The sequence below is a fragment of the Frigoribacterium sp. CFBP 8754 genome, assembly GCF_014841815.1.
Lineage (GTDB): Bacteria > Actinomycetota > Actinomycetes > Actinomycetales > Microbacteriaceae > Frigoribacterium > Frigoribacterium endophyticum.
Window position 1 is genome coordinate 34,201 of the sequence record NZ_JACYUO010000006.1, and the last position, 15,740, is coordinate 49,940.

Sequence of the window (15,740 nt, forward strand, 5' to 3'; positions counted from 1 at the left end):
GGCTCGCCGTCGAGAGTCCGCACCCGATCGGAGCGAGAGCCGATGTCCCTGTCCGACCACCTCCACGTCCTGCGCCGCTCCTGGTGGCTCGTCGCGCTCGTGACCCTGCTGGGGCTGGCGGTCACGGCCGTCGTCTCGGGCGCCTCCCCGCGGGTGTACGAGTCGAGCACGCAGCTCTTCGTCTCGGTGCGCGGCACGAGCACGAGCACCGCGATCGAGGTCGGGCAGGGCAGCGCCGCCGCGCAGCAGAAGGTCCGCAGCTACACCGACGTCGTCACCAGCTCGCGCGTGCTCGAGCCGGTCGTGCTGCGGCTCGCCCTGCCGATGAGCACGAGCGAGCTCGCCGAGGCCGTCACCGCGACGGTGGCCGCGAACAGCGTCGCCCTGACCATCAGCGTCCGCGACACCGACCCCGCCCGCGCGGCCCTCATCACCGACGCGGTCAGCGAGAGCTTCCGCGACGTCGTGGTGGGCAGCCTCGAGGCCTCGCCCGACGGCGGGGCGAGCCTCGTCGGCCTCGAGGTGCTGGAGCCCGCGGTCGCGAGCAGCGCGCCCGTCTCGCCCCGCACCTCCCGCGACCTGCCCCTGGGCCTCGCCCTCGGCGCCGCCGTCGGCTACCTGGGCGCCCTCGCCCGGCACCTGCTCGACACCCGGGTGCGGTCCGGCGACGACGTCGAGGCGGCGGGCGAGACCGTCCTCGGGGCCACGCTCCACGACCCCGACGCCCAGCTCCGCCCGCTGACCGTGCAGCACGACCCCCGCGGCACGCGGGCGGAGGCGTACCGCTCGCTCCGGACGAGCCTGCAGTTCGCCGACGCGGGCAGCGACGCCCGCGTGGTCGTGGTGACCTCGGCGCTGCCCGGCGAGGGCAAGACCACGACCACCGCGAACCTCGCCGTGACGCTGGCGGAGACCGGCGCCCGGGTGGCGTTGGTCGACGCCGACCTCCGCCGGCCACGCCTCGCGGAGATGATGGGGCTGGAGGGCGCCGCGGGCCTGACGGACGTCCTCATCGGCCGGGCGGGGCTCCGCGACGTGGCCCAGCCCTGGGGCCGCGACGGCCTCGACGTCGTCGCCGCGGGCCAGGTGCCGCCGAACGCGAGCGAGCTGCTCGGCTCGACGCGCATGCGCGAGCTCCTGGTCGAGCTGAGGGCGACCTACGACTACGTCCTCTTCGACGCACCCCCGCTGCTGCCGGTCACGGACGCCGCCGTCCTGAGCCACGTCGCGGACGGAGCCCTCGTCGTCGCCGCGCTCGGCCACACCCCGAGGGCCCGCCTGGAGGAGGCCCTCGCCCACCTGCACCGCATCGGAACGCGGGTGGTCGGCGTCGTCCTCACCATGCACCCGGTCGGCCGGGGAGGTGCCTACAGCGCCCCCTACGCGCCGGTCTCGGCGGCGTCTGAGCCCCCGGTGACCAGCCCCGCCTCCACGGGCTCCGAGCGTCGCGCCCGCGGTCGCCGCGCGGCACCGCGCCGGGCCGACGACGAGCGCCGTGCCTGACGGTCCGGCCCGACTCGTGCTCGATCCGCGCTGACGAACCGGGCGCGGCGTCGATCCTCCTCCTGGCTCAGCGGGCGTCAGAGGTCGACGACCACGGCCCCCCAGGAGAGACCGACGCCGAAGCCGACCAGGAGGAGCCGCATGCCCGGGCGGACCTGGCCCGTCCGGAGGGCCGCCGCCAGGGCCAGGGGGATCGACGAGGACGTCGTGTTGCCCACGTCGCTCATCTCCACCACGAACTTCTCCGTCGGGAGGTCGAGCTTGCGTCGCAGCGTCTCGAGCATGAAGGCGTTCGCCTGGTGCAGCACGACGGCGTCGATGTCGTCGAGGGTGAGATCGGCGCGGGCGAGGGTCTCCGCGATCGCTCGCGGCACCGCCCGCAGCGCGAAGCCGAAGACCTCGGCGCCGTCCATGAAGAGGTCGTGGCCGTTGCTCTCGAGGCCCCGCGCCCCCGGCGACGCCGCAGGAGCCAGACGATCGCCGTCGGCGAGGCCGCCGGTGGGCACGATGAGGTGCCGGGCGCCGGAGCCGTCCGTCCCGTAGCTGAAGCCCCGGAACGTCGGCGACCCGGCCGACGCGGCGACGAGGGTCGCGCTGGCCCCGTCGCCGAAGATCGTGCGGAGCGGGGCGTCGGAGGGGTTCACGTAGCGGCTCAGGGTGTCGGCGGTGAGCAGCAGGACCGAGTCGGCCTGCCCCGAGTCGATGAGCGCGGACGCGGCGCCGAGGCCGTAGACGTAGCCCGAGCAGCCCATGCCGAGGTCGAACGCGCCGACGTCGGTGCGCAGGCCCAGGCGGTCCTGCACGAGGCACGAGGTCGACGGCATGGCGTAGTCGGGCGTCTGGGTGCAGAGCAGCACGAAGTCGATGCTCGCCCTCTCCAGCCCCTGCTCATGGAAGAGGGCCTCCGCGGCGGCCACGGCGAGGTCGGCGGTCGTCTCGCCGGGCGCGACGACGCGGCGGCTGTCGATCCCGGTCTTCGCCGCGATCTTCGCCACGCTGACCGGGGCCAGCTCAGCATCGAGCCGGGCGTTGTCGACGACGGTGTCGGGGACGTGCCCCGCCACCGCTCGGAGGGCGGCGAACCGCCTCGGCGCGGTCACGGTCGCCCTGCCGCGCGGCCGGCGGGCGTCACCACGACCGCCGGGTTGCCGAAGACGGTGTCGCCGGGCGCGACCCGTCGGAGCACGACGCTCCCGGCCCCGACCGTCGCACCGGCCCCGACGCGTGCCCGGGGCAGGACGGTGGCCGAGCTGCCCACCACCGCGCCGTCGCCGACCGTCACGGCGCCCAGCAGCTGGGCGTACCCGTGGACGGAGACGTGGTCGCCGACGACGACGTGGTGGCCGACGAGGGCCCCGGTGTTGAGCAGGGCGTGACGGCCGATGCGGGTCGAGGTCGACACGACCACGTGGGGGAAGAGCACCGATCCGTGGCTGAGCTCCGCCCCGGCCAGGAGGATGGCGGTCTCGTGCACGAAGGTCGTGAAGACGGCGCCCTTCTCCGCGAGCGCCCCCGTCACCCGGCGCCGGGCGGACGGGTCGGCGATGGTGCAGAGGACGAGGTCGCCGGGCCGGGGCACGTGCGCCTCGACGGTCGAGACGACGCCCGGCCCGCGGGCGACGTCGTCGACGAACACCACGTCGCTGATGCCCCGTGCGTCACGCCAGCCGACCGCGGACGAGATCATCGCGGCGACCTCGTGGCCGGCGCCCCCGGCCCCGACGAGGACGAGACGGGCGGCGCCGGAGGCGGACGGTGACGGGGTCATCGCGCGGTGTACCCGCCGTCGACGACGAGCGAGCTGCCGGTGATCCACCTCGCGTCGTCGGAGAGCAGGAAGCGCACGGCGGCCGCGACGTCCTCCGCGCGGCCCAGGCCGAGAGGGTGGGCGTCGACGACCCGCTGGAGCCCCTCCGGCCCGATGGCGCGCCGCAGCTGGTCGATCATCGGCGTCACCACGGTGCCCGGGCAGACGCAGTTGACCCTGATGGACTCCCGCGCCAGCTCGAGCGCCAACGACTTGGTCATCGTGACGACGGCCCCCTTCGAGGCCGAGTACGCGGCTGCGCCGGGCTGGCCGACGAGGCCGAGCACCGACGAGACCAGGACGACGGAGGCGCCCTGGACCCGGCAGGACCGCCGACGGAAGGCCCGCGTCAGCTGCAGCGCCGACCGCACGTTGATCGTCAGCATCTGGTCGACCAGCTCGGCCGACGACGCGCGGACGGGCTGGACGGCCTGGACTCCGGCGCAGTGTGCCAGCCCGCTCAGGGGCCCCTGCTCGGTGACCACGCGGTCGACGAGGCTGCTGCAGGCGTCGGGCTCGGCGAGGTCGGCGACCCAGGAGGCGTGGCCCTCGCCCGGGAGCTCCGCCAGGACGGCGGCGAGCCGGTCGACGTCACGGCCGGCGGCGGCGATCCGGTGGCCCCTCGCGGCGAGGTCGAGCGCGGTGGCCCGCCCGATGCCCGACGAGGCGCCGGTGACGAGGACGAGCGGGGCGGGCGACGCGGTCACGCGACGGACGGGAGGGTGAGGTCGTGCAGGTCGCGGATGGTGGTGCAGTCGGCGAGGCGCTGCGCGTCGACCGTGACGCCGAGCGCGACGTCGACCCGGGCGATGAACTCGACGTTCGAGAGGGAGTCCCACCCGAGGTCGTCGAGCTCGTCGTCGAGCGAGAGCGCCGTGGCGCTGTCGTCGGCCTCGACGAGGTCGTGGACGAGGGCGAGCAGGTCGGAGGTCTCCACGGGAGGGCCCTTCGGGTCGAGCCCCGCGTGGGGACATGGCTGATGTGCAATTGATACATTAGCAGGCGGGTCGACCGACCGGTAGCTCTCAGAGCTGGACGACGACGGCGGCCCACGAGTAGCCGATGCCGAAGCCCACGAGGGCGACGCGGTCGCCCGGCCCCGCGCGCCCGGCGCGGACGGCGGCCTGCAGCGCGAGCGGCACGGACGACGAGGCCGTGTTGCCCGTCGTGGCGAGGTCGACGACGAACTTCTCCGGGGGGAGGCCGATGCGACGCCGGAGGCTCTCCAGCATCACCGCGTTGGCCTGGTGGAAGACGAAGAGGTCGACGTCGTCGACGGTCAGCCCGGCTCGCCGCAGGCAGGTGTCGAGGGCCCCCGGGACCGTGCGCAGGGTGAAGGCGAACACCTCGGGGCCGTCCATGTAGACGTCCCGGCCCGACGGCGTCAGGCCCCGCGCCTCCGGCGACGACCCCGGCGCGCGCTCCTCCCCCGGCGCGAGGCCGCCGTTGACCGCGAGCAGGTGTCGGGCCCCCCGCCCGTCCGTGCCGAAGGTGGCGCCGAGGAACCGCGGGCCCTCGGCGCCCCCGGTGACGAGGGCGGCCGTCGCCGCGTCGCCGAAGAGCACCCGGAGCTGCGGGTCGCCCGGGTTCACGAGGCGCGTCAGCGCGTCGGCGGTGACGAGCACCACGCGCTCGGCCTGCCGCGTCTCGACGAGGCCCCGCGCGAGGGCGATCCCGTAGACCCAGCCCGAGCAGCCGAGGGAGACGTCGAGGGCCGCCACGTGGGAGCCGAGGCCCGCGCGCTCCTGGACGAGGCAGGCCGTGGCGGGCAGGACGAGGTCGGGGCTCTGGGTGCAGACGATCAGGGCGTCGACGCTCGCGGGGTCGAGGTCGTGCTCGGCGAGCAGCCGCCGGACGGCGGACGCCGCGAGGTGCGACGTCCACTCCCCCGGGGCCGCGACGTGCCGGGCGTGGACGCCGGTGCTCGCCGCAGCGCGCGCGACGTCCCAGCCGGGGTGCTGGGCGGCGAGGTCGTCGTCCGTCAGCACGGCCTCGGGGAGGTACGACGAGAGGGCGGCCAGCTGGGCGTGGACGGGTGCGGTCACGGGGCGCCGTCGACCGTCGGGCCGGCGGCGCGGACGACCGCCAGGACGTCGTCGACCGTCCGACAGGCCGCGAGGTCAGCAGGCTGGACGACGAGCCCGCGCCCGACCTCGAGCTCGACGATCAGGGTCACGTCGGTGAGTGAGTCCCAGCCGAGGTCGGCGAGCGCGACCCCGGGCCGGACGCGCTCCCGGTCGATGAGGGCCGCCGAGGCGAGGGTGTCGAGCAGGTCGGACGTGTGCATGGTTCTCCTCCGGTGACATGTGAAACATAGTGTAGCCCCCTGGAGGCACTGTGCCTAGATGCCCCCGAGCCGCTGGGCACGGGCCCACCGGGCATCAGTAAGGTGTCGCCATGGCTGATCGAAGCGACGTGGAGTGCTGGCTGACCGACATGGACGGCGTGCTCGTGCACGAGAACCACGCCCTGCCGGGGGCGGCCGACCTCATCCAGCAGTGGCAGGACGAGGGCACGCCGTACCTCGTCCTCACCAACAACTCGATCTTCACGCCGCGCGACCTGGCCGCGCGCCTCCGCGCCTCCGGCCTCGACGTGCCCGAGGAGCGCATCTGGACCTCGGCCCTCGCGACGGCCGACTTCTGCCGGTCGCAGATGCCCGGCGGCTCCGCCTTCGTGATCGGCGAGGCGGGCATGACCACCGCGATGCACGAGGCCGGGTTCATCATGACCGAGACGGCCCCCGACTACGTCGTGGTCGGCGAGACCCGCAACTACTCCTTCGACGCCATCACCAAGGCCGTCCGGCTGATCCGGGCCGGGGCCCGCTTCATCGTCACGAACCCGGACGCGACGGGGCCGAGCGCCGAGGGCGTGCTGCCCGCCACGGGCGCCATCGCCGCGATGATCCAGGCCGCGACGGGCAAGACGCCCTACGTGGTGGGCAAGCCGAACCCGATGATGTTCCGGTCGGCGATGAACCGCATCGGGGCGCACAGCGAGAACACCGCGATGATCGGCGACCGGATGGACACCGACATCATGGCCGGCATCGAGGCGGGGCTGCACACCATCCTCGTCATGACGGGCATCAGCGACCAGGCCGAGATCGACCGGTACCCCTTCCGGCCCAACGAGGTGCTCAGCGGCGTGCACGAGCTCGTCCGGGCCGAGCCGCTCGAGAGCGACGTCGTCCCCTCCGAGCTCTAGGCGCCGTCGACACCCCCGGCTGGGGCGTCAGCCCGCCGTCGGCGCGAGGCTCGTGGTGAAGGGCTCGCCGCTCGAGCGTGTCACGAAGCACGAGTAGGTGCGGTCGCCCGCGTCCCAGTCGGCGGCCGTGACCGGCCAGCTCGCGACGAACTGGACGTCGCGGTACGCCCCGGCGGCCGTGAGGTCGAGGGCCTCGGGCGACGTGCACAGCACCGACATCTGGTTCTGCAGGGTCTCCGAGCCCGGCCACGGCGCCCCGGCGTCGCCGGGCAGCGCGCCCTGCGACGCCAACTGGGCGACGTGCGGGGCCGCGCAGTCCACCACGTCGTAGTCCTGCTGCCACGCGTCCTCGAACGACGAGAAGCACTCTCCGCCCTGCAGGTCGCTCCAGGGGTGGCTGCCCGCCGGGAGCGGTCCGGTCGCGACCGCGGGCTTCTCGACGGGGGCCGGGTCGGCCGTCACCGTGGTCGGCGCCGAGGCGGGCTCGCTGGTCGCGGCGGGGTCGGCGGAGGCCGAGTCGCCGGAGAACAGCGAGCGCCCGAGGAAGAAGAGCGCCACGAGCGCGAGCACGACGACGACCGCGGCGCCGACGACGAAGAGCACGAGTCGCCCGCGCGGCGATCCGACGACCGCGGCGAGTCGGCCCGCGGGCTCCCGGCGCCCGCGGCGCTCGTCGTGAGCACCCGCCGCCGTCGGCGGCACCCAGGCCGAGGAGGCGCGGGCCGGGCTCTCAGCACCAGCCCCTGCCCCGAACGAGAGGCCGGGGAGCTCGCCCGCGGCCTCGGGCGGCGCGGTGCGCGCACGCTCGACGGGCTCGGCGGGAGCGGACGGGGCCACGGGCGGGCGGTAGGGCTCCGGGAACCCGGAGGCGGAGGCGGCGGCGGCGGGAGGCGCGGCAGGGGCCGCGCCCCCGAGGTCGGTCGGCGTGGCCTCGTCGTGCGCGGCGTCGTCGCCGCCCAGCGACCACGATCTCGTCACCGCGTCGTCGGCGCCGGGCGTGCCGAGCGTCTCGGCGTCGAGACGGTCGACCTCGAGGGGGACGTCCTCGACGACCGGATCGTCACGGCCCGCGTCGGACTCGACCTCGCCGGGGACGTCGTCGAGGGCGCCCGGGTCGCCGGACGGGTCACGCTCGGCGGCCCCGCCCGCGAGCGGCACGATGCCGAGGATCTGGGTGAACGAGGGCTCGACGACCGGCGCCGACGCGGCTGGCTGGACGACCGGCGCGGCGGAGGGGGCGGGGGCGCCGTCATCGTCGAGCAGCGGCGGGGGCGGCGGCGAAAGGGGCTGCGCCGGAGGCACGGCCACGCCCGCCGCCTCGGCGAGGCGACGCTCGCGGCGGGTCATCTCGTGGTGCTCCTCCACCCACCAGGGGGCGGTCGAGCCCGCGGCGTCCTGGGTGGGCTCGGGCTCGGGCTCGGGCTCGGGCTCGGGCTCGGGCTCGGGCTCCGGCTCCGGCTCCGGCTCCGGCTCGGGCTCGGGCTCGGGCGTCGCCGCAGCCGCCGCCCCGGGGAGCGGGGTCGCGGGCACCTCGAGGGCGCGCGTCGGCAGGTCGGTCTCGACCCGCGACTCCTCGGGGGCCTCGCCGGCGGGCGCCGAGGCGGGCGGCAGGGCCTCCCAGTCGAACGACGCGGGAGGCGCGGAGCCCGCAGCCGGGGCCGCCGCGAGCAGGGCGGTGAACGGGCCGGGGACCTCGGCGGCTCCGTCGGGGCCGGGCTCGGGCGCGGACTCGGGCTGGGGCTGCGGCTCGTGCTCTCCGCCGGGCTCGCTCCCGGAGACGGGCCCGGAAGGCGTCGCCGGCGGGACGATGCCAGCCAGGGCGCCCAGGTCGAGCGCCAGGGGATGGCCTCCGCTCCGCGGGACGTCGTCGCCAGCCGCGGGCGGCGGCGGGACGGCGAGCGGGGCGCGGGGCGCCTCGGTCGGGACGGCGTCGGCCTGGGAGGAGAACGAGAGCGCGGTCGTCGCCGCGTCGGGCTCGGGGCTCACGACGGGCTCGTCGGGCAGGTCGGGTTCGTCGCCCCCGTCGGTCGAGGTGCCGCCCTCCGGCGGGAGCTCCTCGTCGGTCGGCACGCCCTCGCCGTCGAACTGGGCCGCGAGCCAGTCGCTGGCGTCGTCGGGCTCGGGCGCCTCGTCGCGCCCGGGCCGATCGTCGGTCACGGCTCCAGCCCCAGGTCGGCCAAGCCGATGGCCGCGTAGTAGGGGTAGCCGGCCGCCTCGATCACCTCACGGGCTCCGGTGCTCCGGTCGACGACGACGGCGACGGCCGCGATCTCGGCCCCGACGGCCTCGAGGGCCCGGGCCGCGGTGAGGGGCGAGCCGCCGGTCGTCGAGGTGTCCTCGAGCACGACCACGCGCTTGCCCGCCAGGTCGGGGCCCTCGACCTGCCGACCACGGCCGTGGTCCTTGGGCTCCTTGCGGACGACGAACGCGTCGTAGTCCTTGCCCAGGGCCACGCCCTGGTGCATCACGGCGGCGGCGATCGGGTCGGCGCCCATCGTGAGGCCGCCGACGGCGAAGACGTCGGGGACCTCGTCGATCAGATCGACCATGACCCGGCCGATCAGGGGCGCGACGCGGTGGTCGAGGCTCACCTTCCGGAGGTCGATGTAGTACGACGCCTTCTTGCCGCTCGTGAGCGTGAAGTCGCCGTGGAAGACGGCCTCGGAGCCGATGAACTGGATGAGCTGCGTGCGTGCGTCGGTCACGGTTGACCAGCGTAGAGCAGGTGGCTCCGAGCGCGCCCGGCGGTCGTCGACCCTCGGCGGCGCGGATCCGGCCGCCCGCCCGGGGGCCCCGACCAGGCGAGCGCCAGGGCGACCCAGGCGAGACGGTTGCCCGAGAGGTCTCCGGAGACCGACGCGTTGAGCACCGCCGCCACCGCGACCCCGAGCAGGACGACGGCCACCCCGTCGACGCCGCCTCCCTCCGCGCCGCGCCGTGCGTGGTGCAGCAGCCGCACGAGGGAGGCGACGACGACCGTGAGCACCGCCGCGCCGGCCGGCCAGCCGCCCTCGACGAACGCCTCGAGCACGAGGTTGTGGGCGTACTGACGGTCTCCGGAGGTGGGCACGGCCTCGGACTCCCCGAGCACCGTGACGAAGCCGCCCCACCCGGTGCCGCCCGGGCCCCCCTCCCGGATCGCCCGGACCGCCGCTCGCCAGAGGGGGAGCCGGCCCTCCGCGCCGGTCACGTCGCCCGTCAGCACGAGCCCCAGCCGGTCGGCGCCCGGGGAGTCGCTGACGACGACGCCGACGCCGGCCACGACCAGGGCGACGGCCAGCCCCCCGAGCCGGCGGCGGCGCCCCTCCCGCACGACGAGCGCGACGACGACCAGGGCGACGGCCGCGGCGAGCACGGGGCCCCGGGAGCCGGTCTCCACGGCGGCGAGCGCGGCCACGACCGCGCCGGCGAGGAGCCGCAGGCGGGGTCGCCGGCCGGGCAGGACGAGCACGGCCCCGAGGATCAGCGCCGCGGTGGCGGTCGCCCGCCCCGCCGCGATGGTGTTCGACCCCTCGAGCGCCGCTCGCCCCCACTGCGACTCGTCGCGCGGGAGCACCTGGAGGGCGGCCACCGTCGCGAGCCCCCACCCCGCCGTCCAGGCGAGCCAGAGCCTCCGCCGCCGACGGGTCGAGAGCAGCACCACGCTCGTCGCCACGACGACGAGCGTCAGGGCCATCCCGGCCAGCTTCGCGCCCTGGTAGCCCTGCGGCACCTCGACGAGCGCTCCGGGGAGGAGCGCGACGACGACGAGGACGGCGCCCGGGGGCACCCGGACGACCCGGAGGCGGGGCGCGAGGTGGAACGCCGCCCCGATGCACAGGGCAGCGGCGAGGGCGACCGTGAGGTCGACCGGCACCGCCGCGAGGGCCGGGCTGCCCTTGACGCCGCCGACGACCAGGACCGCCGAGCAGAGGGCCGCCACGACGTGGTCGCGCAGGGACGACCTCGACGACCTCGCGACGGACGGCCCCTCGACGGGCGGGGTCGGCGACGCGGACCTCTGGCTCCTGCGGGACATCGGACCTCCGGGATCGGTCCGGCGATGATAGCCCGGGATCCTGGATGTGATGTGTCAGATCGGAAGGGACGCTCCGTCGACGTCGCCCGGGAGGCCGCCGCCGAGCCACCCGGCGCCCCGGGCCCGCAGGGACTCGACGCGCCGCCGCGCGTGCGCCGTCAGCACCTCCGGTGGGGCCCCCACCCGGGCGTGCTGCACGAGCGTGCGCAGCCGGGCCTCCTCGGAGGCGAGGACGTCGTTGCCCACCCGGCCCGCGAGGTCGGCCATGAGGAGGAGCCAGCGGTCGTGGCGCTCGGGCGCCTCCTCGACCGCGGCGACGGCCGCCGACGCCGTCACCTCGAGCAGGCGCCCCCGCTCCGCCGGGCCCATGGCGGCCCCGACGGTCGCGAGCACGGCGTCGTGGACGATGTCGAGCACCTGCGCCGTGGCCTCGAACCGTTCCGGGTCGCCGGGCCGGACGAAGGTGCCCCGGTAGGGCTCGACGGTCACGAGGCCGTCCGTGCACAGCCTCGTGATGGCGTGGTCGACCGGGGTCCGCGACATGTCGAGCCAGTGCGCGACGGCCCCCAGGTCGATCCGCTCGCCGGGCCGGAGGACGCCGGAGAGCAGGGCGTCGCGCAGCTCTCCGTAGGCCCGGCCCGCGGCGTCGTCGCGCTTCGGGATCCGCCGGGGCGTCAGCGGGACGGGCACGGCGCACCCCCCGGGCCCGCGACGCCGTCGAGTCCGCCGTCGAGGCCGCCGCCGTCGCCGTCGTCGCCGCCGTCGACGTCGGGCCCTTCGCCGTCGCGACGGGAGCGGAGCCACCGGGACGTGCACGCCTCCAGCACCTCCAGCGTGAGGGGCGGCCAGAAGAAGTCCTGGACCCGCACCACCCCCTGCGCGACCCGGGCCAGCCTCTCGTCGACCGTCCCGGCGGGGCCCGGCGACACCTGTCGCTCCTGTGCTGTCATGTCACCGTTGTAGCGGGCGTTCGCCACGCCGTCACGTGAAATCTTTTGTTCTGCTGTGAGCCGGGGTCGGACCGGTCTGGACCGGGGGGCCGCCACCGCGCCTCCCCGGGGGCCTCCCGTACCGATCGGCACGCCCGCCGCTAGCGTGGGCGCATGCGTGTCGCCACCTGGAACGTCAACTCCGTCCGCGCCCGAGCAGGGCGGGTGGTCGACTGGCTCGTCCGCGAGGACGTCGACGTCGTCGGCCTGCAGGAGATCAAGTGCAAGCCGGAGCAGTTCCCGTACGAGGCCTTCCGCGAGGCGGGCTACGAGGTCGAGCTGCACGGCCTCAGCCAGTGGAACGGCGTCGCGTTCGCGAGCCGGCTGCCCATGGACGACGTCGAGGTGACCTTCCCCGGCCAGCCCGGGTTCCTGAAGGGCCAGGAAGGGCCCGACCAGCCGAAGGAGGCGCGGGCCATCGGCGTCACGGTGGAGGGCGTGCGGATGTGGTCGTTGTACGTCCCCAACGGGCGGGAGCTCGGCGATCCGCACTACGCCTACAAGCTCGACTGGCTCGCCGAGCTCGCCGACCGCACCCGCGGGTGGCTCGAGGAGAGCCCCGACCTGCCCCTCGCGCTGATGGGCGACTGGAACGTGGCGCCGCTCGACGCCGACGTCTGGGACGTCGCGGTCTTCGAGGGGCACACCCACGTCAGCGAGCCCGAGCGGGCGGCCTTCGCCGAGTTCGAGCGGGTCGGCCTCCGCGACGTGGTGCGGCCCCTCGTGCCGGAGGGCTACACGTACTGGGACTACAAGCAGCTCCGGTTCCCGCGCGACGAGGGCATGCGGATCGACTTCGTGATGGGGTCGCCGGCGTTCGCGGACCTCGTCACCGCGGCGGCGATCCACCGCGAGGAGCGCAAGGGCGACGCCCCGAGCGACCACGTGCCCGTGGTGGTCGACCTCGAGCTCGAGACGGAGCTCGACGACGACCGGCCCATGATCTTCTGACCCCGCGCGCGCCGGGCTGACCGCACGATCGGCGGGCCAGGGCAGACGGATCGGTCGACGCGTGAAATGTCACGTAGTACACTGACGCATCACGAGGAGCCTGACGAGCGGGCGACCGAGCGTCAGGAGCCCCATGCGCCGAACCGTCCTGCTGTCACCGCCCGACGTCGGGCCGCTCGAGCGCGAGGCGCTCCGTCGGGTGGGCGAGGGCAGCTGGTTCGCCCCGCTCGGCCCCGAGGTCGACGCCTTCGAGCGGGAGCTCGCCGAGACCGTCGACCGGGCGCACGTCGTCGCGACGTCGTCCGGCACGGCCGCCCTCCACCTGGCGCTCGTCGTCGCCGGGGTCGGCCCCGGCACCGTCGTGCCGACCTCCACGTTCACCTTCGCCGCGACCGCCAACGCGATCCACCACGCGGGCGCCCGCCCCTTCTTCGTCGACGTCGACCGCGACACGGGCAACCTCTCGCCGGCCCTGCTGGCCGACTCCCTCGACGACCTCCGCCGTCGGGGAGTGCCCGTCTCGGCCGTGCTCCCGGTCGACATCTACGGCCGAGCCGCCGACCACGACGCCATCGCCGCCGTCGCCGCGCGCCACGGCCTCCCGGTGGTCGTCGACGCCGCGGAGTCGCTGGGGGCCCGCCACGCCGGCCGCCCCGCCGCGGCCCACGGCCTCGCCTCCGCGATCTCGTTCAACGGCAACAAGATCGTGACCACCTCGGGCGGGGGCGCCGTCACCTGCGACGACGACGAGATCGCCGGGCGGGCCCGCAGCCTCGCCGCGCAGGCCCGTCTGCCCGTCGACCACTACGAGCACGCCGAGGTGGGCTGGAACCACCGGCTGAGCAACGTGCTCGCCGCGCTGGGCCGGGCCCAGCTCGCTCGGCTGCCCGAGATGGCCGCCCGGCGCCGGTCGGTGCGGCGGGCGTACCGCGAGCTCGTGCGGGCCGTGCCCGGCGTCGACCTGTTCGCGGCCGACGACGACGCCGACGACAACTGCTGGCTGACGTCGGTCGTGCTCGACCCGGCGTCGGGCCTCGCACCGGCGGAGGTCGCCCGGTCGCTCGCGGAGCAGGGCATCGAGACGCGACGCCTCTGGAAGCCGCTGCACCGGCAGGGCGCCTTCCACGCCTCCGGGAGCCGCGTCTCCGGCGTCGCCGACGAGCTCTTCGCCACGGGCCTCACGCTCCCCAGCGGGTCGTCGCTCGACGACGACGACCTCGACCACGTGCTGACCGCGCTCGCGACCGCCCTCTCCCGACCCGGAGCCGGTGACCGTGGCCGCGCGTGACGCCTCCCGCGCGGGAGGCGGGCGCGTCCGCGCCGCCCTCCGCGACGGGGCCAAGCGCGCCCTCGACGTCACGGGGGCGACCTTGGTGCTGGTGGTGACCGCTCCGCTGCTGGCCGCCTCCGCCGCCGCGGTCGCCGTCGACCTGGGACGGCCCGTCGTCTTCCGACAGCGTCGCGCCGGCCTGCACGGCTCCCCGTTCACGCTGGCCAAGCTGCGGACGATGAGGGAGGTCGACCCCTCGCGGGGGCACGAGACCGACGCGGAGCGCCTCACCCGCCTCGGGGCCCTGCTCCGGTCGACGAGCATCGACGAGCTGCCCGGGCTGGTCGCCGTCCTGCGCGGCGACATGAGCCTCGTCGGGCCTCGCCCCCTGCCCGTCCGCTACCTCGACCGGTACTCCCCCGAGCAGGCGCGGCGCCACGACGTGCGCCCCGGGGTGACCGGCCTCGCCCAGGTCGGCGGGCGCAACGCCCTCGACTGGCCCGAGCGCCTCGCGCTCGACGTCGCGTACGTCGACGGCCGGAGCACCCGGCTCGACCTGCTGGTCCTCGCGCGCACCGTGGGCGTCGTCCTCGGGCGGCGCGGCACCGCGCAGCACGGCCAGGCGACCTCCGCCGAGTTCCTCCCCCCGAAGCCCCCCGCCGACGCCCACCAGGAGCCCGCATGACCTCGTCCCCTCCCGCCCTCGCCGTCCCCGAGGCCGGTCGACCCGGTATCGCTCGAGCGCTGCGGCGCCTGCTCCGCGGCCGCCGCGGGCCCGCCTTCGACGTCGCCCACCTGAGCAGCGTCCACCGCTGGACGGACAACCGCGTGCACATGCGCGAGGCCGCCACCGCGGCGAAGCACCACCGGACCCTCCTCGTGGCCGTCGACAGCCCCACCACCGTCCCCGAGACCGGCGTGCACGTCGTCCTGCTGCCCCGACGTCGGCGAGCGGCGAGGGTCGTGCTCTCGACGTCGCGGGCAGCGCTCCTGGCCCTCCGCTCCGGCGCCGGCGTGGTCCACCTGCACGACCCCGAGCTGCTCTTCGTCGTCCCCGTGCTGAAGCTCGCCGGCCGACGGGTCGTCTTCGACGCCCACGAGGTGATCAGCGAGGCCACCGCCGACAAGGACTACGTTCCCGAGGCTCTCCGCCGGCCCTTCGTCCTGCTGTCACGCCTCCTCGTCTGGTTCGCCGGCCGGGCCTGCGACCACGTCGTGGTGGCGACGGCCATCACGGCCCGCGACTACCCGGCCCACAAGACCACCGTGGTGCACAACTTCCCGCGGCTGCGGGCCCAGGAGGAGGCCCTCCGGCCCCTGGCCGACCGCGCGCCGCGCGCCGCGTTCATCGGCGTCGTGAGCGAGGCCCGCGGCTCCCGCGTGATGGCCGACGCCGCCACGAGCCCGGCCTTCCCCGCGGGGTGGCACCTCGACGTGGCCGGCGGGCCTTACCCCGACGACGCCCTCTCGGTGTTCGACGACGCCGTGGCGGCCGGGCGGGCGACCGTCCACGGCCTGCTCTCCCCCGAGGACGCCCGCGACCTCCTGCTCGACGCCCGCGTCGGCGTGGTGGTGCTGCAGCCCGGCACGGCCTACGAGAAGGTCTTCTCGACCAAGCTCTTCGAGTACCTCGCCGCGGGCCTCCCGGTGGTGTGCTCCGACTTCCCCGTCTGGCGGGAGGTCGTCGAGCCGTACGGCTGCGTGCGCTTCGTCGACCCGACCGACCCGGACGCCGTCGCCCGGGCCCTCGCGTGGTACGCGGAGCACCCCGACGAGCTGGCCCGGCAGGGCGCCGCGGCCCGACGAGCCGCGGTCGAGGTCTTCGACTGGGCGAAGGAGGAACCCGCCCTGCTCGGCGTCTGGGCCGCGCTCGGCGCCCCCGACCGGGCGGCCGTCGGCGACGGCCCCGTCGCCCCGGGCTCGGTGCGGGCGCGCCCCGGCGCCACCAGCCCCGGCCCCGCCCGGTGAACGGTCGAGGCGGCCGAGCCGGCC

Annotated in this window: 17 protein-coding genes; 6 read left to right on the top strand and 11 right to left on the bottom strand. The window is 75.9% G+C overall.

Annotated elements, in window-relative coordinates; all coding sequences use genetic code 11:
* Positions 1–42: 42 nt before the first annotated feature.
* Positions 43–1,503 (top strand): polysaccharide biosynthesis tyrosine autokinase, encoded by a 1,461-nt coding sequence (locus IFT72_RS13930; RefSeq protein WP_192046793.1) that lies wholly within the window; start codon positions 43–45, stop codon positions 1,501–1,503.
* A 77-nt stretch (positions 1,504–1,580) separates the two neighbouring features.
* Here the strand turns inward: IFT72_RS13930 and IFT72_RS13935 are convergent, their stop codons facing one another.
* The 6 genes from IFT72_RS13935 to IFT72_RS13955 form a co-directional block, all read right to left on the bottom strand.
* On the bottom strand, positions 1,581–2,603 hold the full coding sequence (locus IFT72_RS13935; RefSeq protein ID WP_192046794.1) for a beta-ketoacyl-ACP synthase 3: 1,023 nt from the start codon (positions 2,601–2,603) through the stop codon (positions 1,581–1,583).
* Complete coding sequence (locus IFT72_RS13940; RefSeq protein ID WP_056056089.1) at positions 2,600–3,271, bottom strand: acetyltransferase; 672 nt, start codon at positions 3,269–3,271, stop codon at positions 2,600–2,602. Before IFT72_RS13940 ends, IFT72_RS13935 begins: the two co-directional genes overlap by 4 nt.
* Positions 3,268–4,017, bottom strand: coding sequence for an SDR family NAD(P)-dependent oxidoreductase (locus IFT72_RS13945; RefSeq protein WP_056056087.1), 750 nt, complete (start codon positions 4,015–4,017; stop codon positions 3,268–3,270). The genes IFT72_RS13940 and IFT72_RS13945 overlap by 4 nt, the downstream gene beginning before the upstream one ends.
* Positions 4,014–4,247 (bottom strand): phosphopantetheine-binding protein, encoded by a 234-nt coding sequence (locus IFT72_RS15715; protein WP_185231048.1) that lies wholly within the window; start codon positions 4,245–4,247, stop codon positions 4,014–4,016. The genes IFT72_RS13945 and IFT72_RS15715 overlap by 4 nt, the downstream gene beginning before the upstream one ends.
* A gap of 88 nt (positions 4,248–4,335) precedes the next feature.
* Positions 4,336–5,355 (bottom strand): beta-ketoacyl-ACP synthase 3, encoded by a 1,020-nt coding sequence (locus tag IFT72_RS13950; RefSeq protein WP_192046796.1) that lies wholly within the window; start codon positions 5,353–5,355, stop codon positions 4,336–4,338.
* Positions 5,352–5,597: an acyl carrier protein gene (locus IFT72_RS13955; RefSeq protein ID WP_056056082.1), complete on the bottom strand. Its 246-nt coding sequence runs from the start codon at positions 5,595–5,597 to the stop codon at positions 5,352–5,354. Before IFT72_RS13955 ends, IFT72_RS13950 begins: the two co-directional genes overlap by 4 nt.
* A gap of 110 nt (positions 5,598–5,707) precedes the next feature.
* Here IFT72_RS13955 and IFT72_RS13960 point away from each other — a divergent pair, with 110 nt between their 5' ends.
* On the top strand, positions 5,708–6,520 hold the full coding sequence (locus tag IFT72_RS13960) for an HAD-IIA family hydrolase (protein WP_056056078.1): 813 nt from the start codon (positions 5,708–5,710) through the stop codon (positions 6,518–6,520).
* A 27-nt stretch (positions 6,521–6,547) separates the two neighbouring features.
* On the opposite strand, the gene IFT72_RS16745 is transcribed toward IFT72_RS13960, so the two are convergent.
* Genes IFT72_RS16745 through IFT72_RS13985 form a run of 5 tightly spaced genes read right to left on the bottom strand, consistent with a single transcriptional unit; the run spans position 6,548 to position 11,488 of the window.
* Positions 6,548–8,677 (bottom strand): septum formation family protein, encoded by a 2,130-nt coding sequence (locus tag IFT72_RS16745; RefSeq protein WP_192046797.1) that lies wholly within the window; start codon positions 8,675–8,677, stop codon positions 6,548–6,550.
* Positions 8,674–9,225, bottom strand: a complete 552-nt coding sequence (gene pyrE / locus IFT72_RS13970) for an orotate phosphoribosyltransferase (RefSeq protein ID WP_056056073.1) — start codon at positions 9,223–9,225, stop codon at positions 8,674–8,676. The genes IFT72_RS16745 and pyrE overlap by 4 nt, the downstream gene beginning before the upstream one ends.
* A complete protein-coding gene (locus IFT72_RS13975; RefSeq protein WP_192046798.1) occupies positions 9,222–10,538 on the bottom strand; it encodes an O-antigen ligase family protein in 1,317 nt (438 codons plus the stop codon). The genes pyrE and IFT72_RS13975 overlap by 4 nt, the downstream gene beginning before the upstream one ends.
* A gap of 54 nt (positions 10,539–10,592) precedes the next feature.
* Positions 10,593–11,228 carry a GntR family transcriptional regulator gene (locus tag IFT72_RS13980; RefSeq protein WP_192046799.1) on the bottom strand — a complete coding sequence of 212 codons (636 nt, stop codon included), beginning with the start codon at positions 11,226–11,228 and terminating at the stop codon, positions 10,593–10,595.
* Positions 11,213–11,488 carry a hypothetical protein gene (locus tag IFT72_RS13985; RefSeq protein ID WP_192046800.1) on the bottom strand — a complete coding sequence of 92 codons (276 nt, stop codon included), beginning with the start codon at positions 11,486–11,488 and terminating at the stop codon, positions 11,213–11,215. Before IFT72_RS13985 ends, IFT72_RS13980 begins: the two co-directional genes overlap by 16 nt.
* Before the next feature lie 153 nt (positions 11,489–11,641).
* On the opposite strand from IFT72_RS13985, the gene IFT72_RS13990 reads away from it, so the two are divergent.
* The 4 genes from IFT72_RS13990 (at position 11,642) to IFT72_RS14005 (ending at position 15,716) form a co-directional block, all read left to right on the top strand.
* Positions 11,642–12,478, top strand: coding sequence for an exodeoxyribonuclease III (locus tag IFT72_RS13990; RefSeq protein ID WP_056056065.1), 837 nt, complete (start codon positions 11,642–11,644; stop codon positions 12,476–12,478).
* A 133-nt stretch (positions 12,479–12,611) separates the two neighbouring features.
* Positions 12,612–13,766, top strand: a complete 1,155-nt coding sequence (locus IFT72_RS13995) for a DegT/DnrJ/EryC1/StrS aminotransferase family protein (RefSeq protein ID WP_192046801.1) — start codon at positions 12,612–12,614, stop codon at positions 13,764–13,766.
* Positions 13,753–14,433 (top strand): sugar transferase, encoded by a 681-nt coding sequence (locus IFT72_RS14000; RefSeq protein ID WP_192046802.1) that lies wholly within the window; start codon positions 13,753–13,755, stop codon positions 14,431–14,433. The genes IFT72_RS13995 and IFT72_RS14000 overlap by 14 nt, the downstream gene beginning before the upstream one ends.
* A complete protein-coding gene (locus IFT72_RS14005) occupies positions 14,430–15,716 on the top strand; it encodes a glycosyltransferase (protein ID WP_192046803.1) in 1,287 nt (428 codons plus the stop codon). Before IFT72_RS14000 ends, IFT72_RS14005 begins: the two co-directional genes overlap by 4 nt.
* The last annotated feature ends 24 nt before the right edge of the window (positions 15,717–15,740 follow it).

What these genes read in the sequence shown, in the direction of transcription:
- IFT72_RS13930 (WP_192046793.1), top strand. Translation starts at nt 43, where the DNA reads ATGTCCCTGTCCGACCACCTCCACGTCCTGCGCCGCTCCTGGTGGCTC.
- IFT72_RS13940 (WP_056056089.1), bottom strand. Translation starts at nt 3,271, where the DNA reads ATGACCCCGTCACCGTCCGCCTCCGGCGCCGCCCGTCTCGTCCTCGTC.
- IFT72_RS13955 (WP_056056082.1), bottom strand. Translation starts at nt 5,597, where the DNA reads ATGCACACGTCCGACCTGCTCGACACCCTCGCCTCGGCGGCCCTCATC.
- IFT72_RS13960 (WP_056056078.1), top strand. Translation starts at nt 5,708, where the DNA reads ATGGCTGATCGAAGCGACGTGGAGTGCTGGCTGACCGACATGGACGGC.
- IFT72_RS13975 (WP_192046798.1), bottom strand. Translation starts at nt 10,538, where the DNA reads ATGTCCCGCAGGAGCCAGAGGTCCGCGTCGCCGACCCCGCCCGTCGAG.
- IFT72_RS13985 (WP_192046800.1), bottom strand. Translation starts at nt 11,488, where the DNA reads ATGACAGCACAGGAGCGACAGGTGTCGCCGGGCCCCGCCGGGACGGTC.
- IFT72_RS13990 (WP_056056065.1), top strand. Translation starts at nt 11,642, where the DNA reads ATGCGTGTCGCCACCTGGAACGTCAACTCCGTCCGCGCCCGAGCAGGG.
- IFT72_RS13995 (WP_192046801.1), top strand. Translation starts at nt 12,612, where the DNA reads ATGCGCCGAACCGTCCTGCTGTCACCGCCCGACGTCGGGCCGCTCGAG.
- IFT72_RS14005 (WP_192046803.1), top strand. Translation starts at nt 14,430, where the DNA reads ATGACCTCGTCCCCTCCCGCCCTCGCCGTCCCCGAGGCCGGTCGACCC.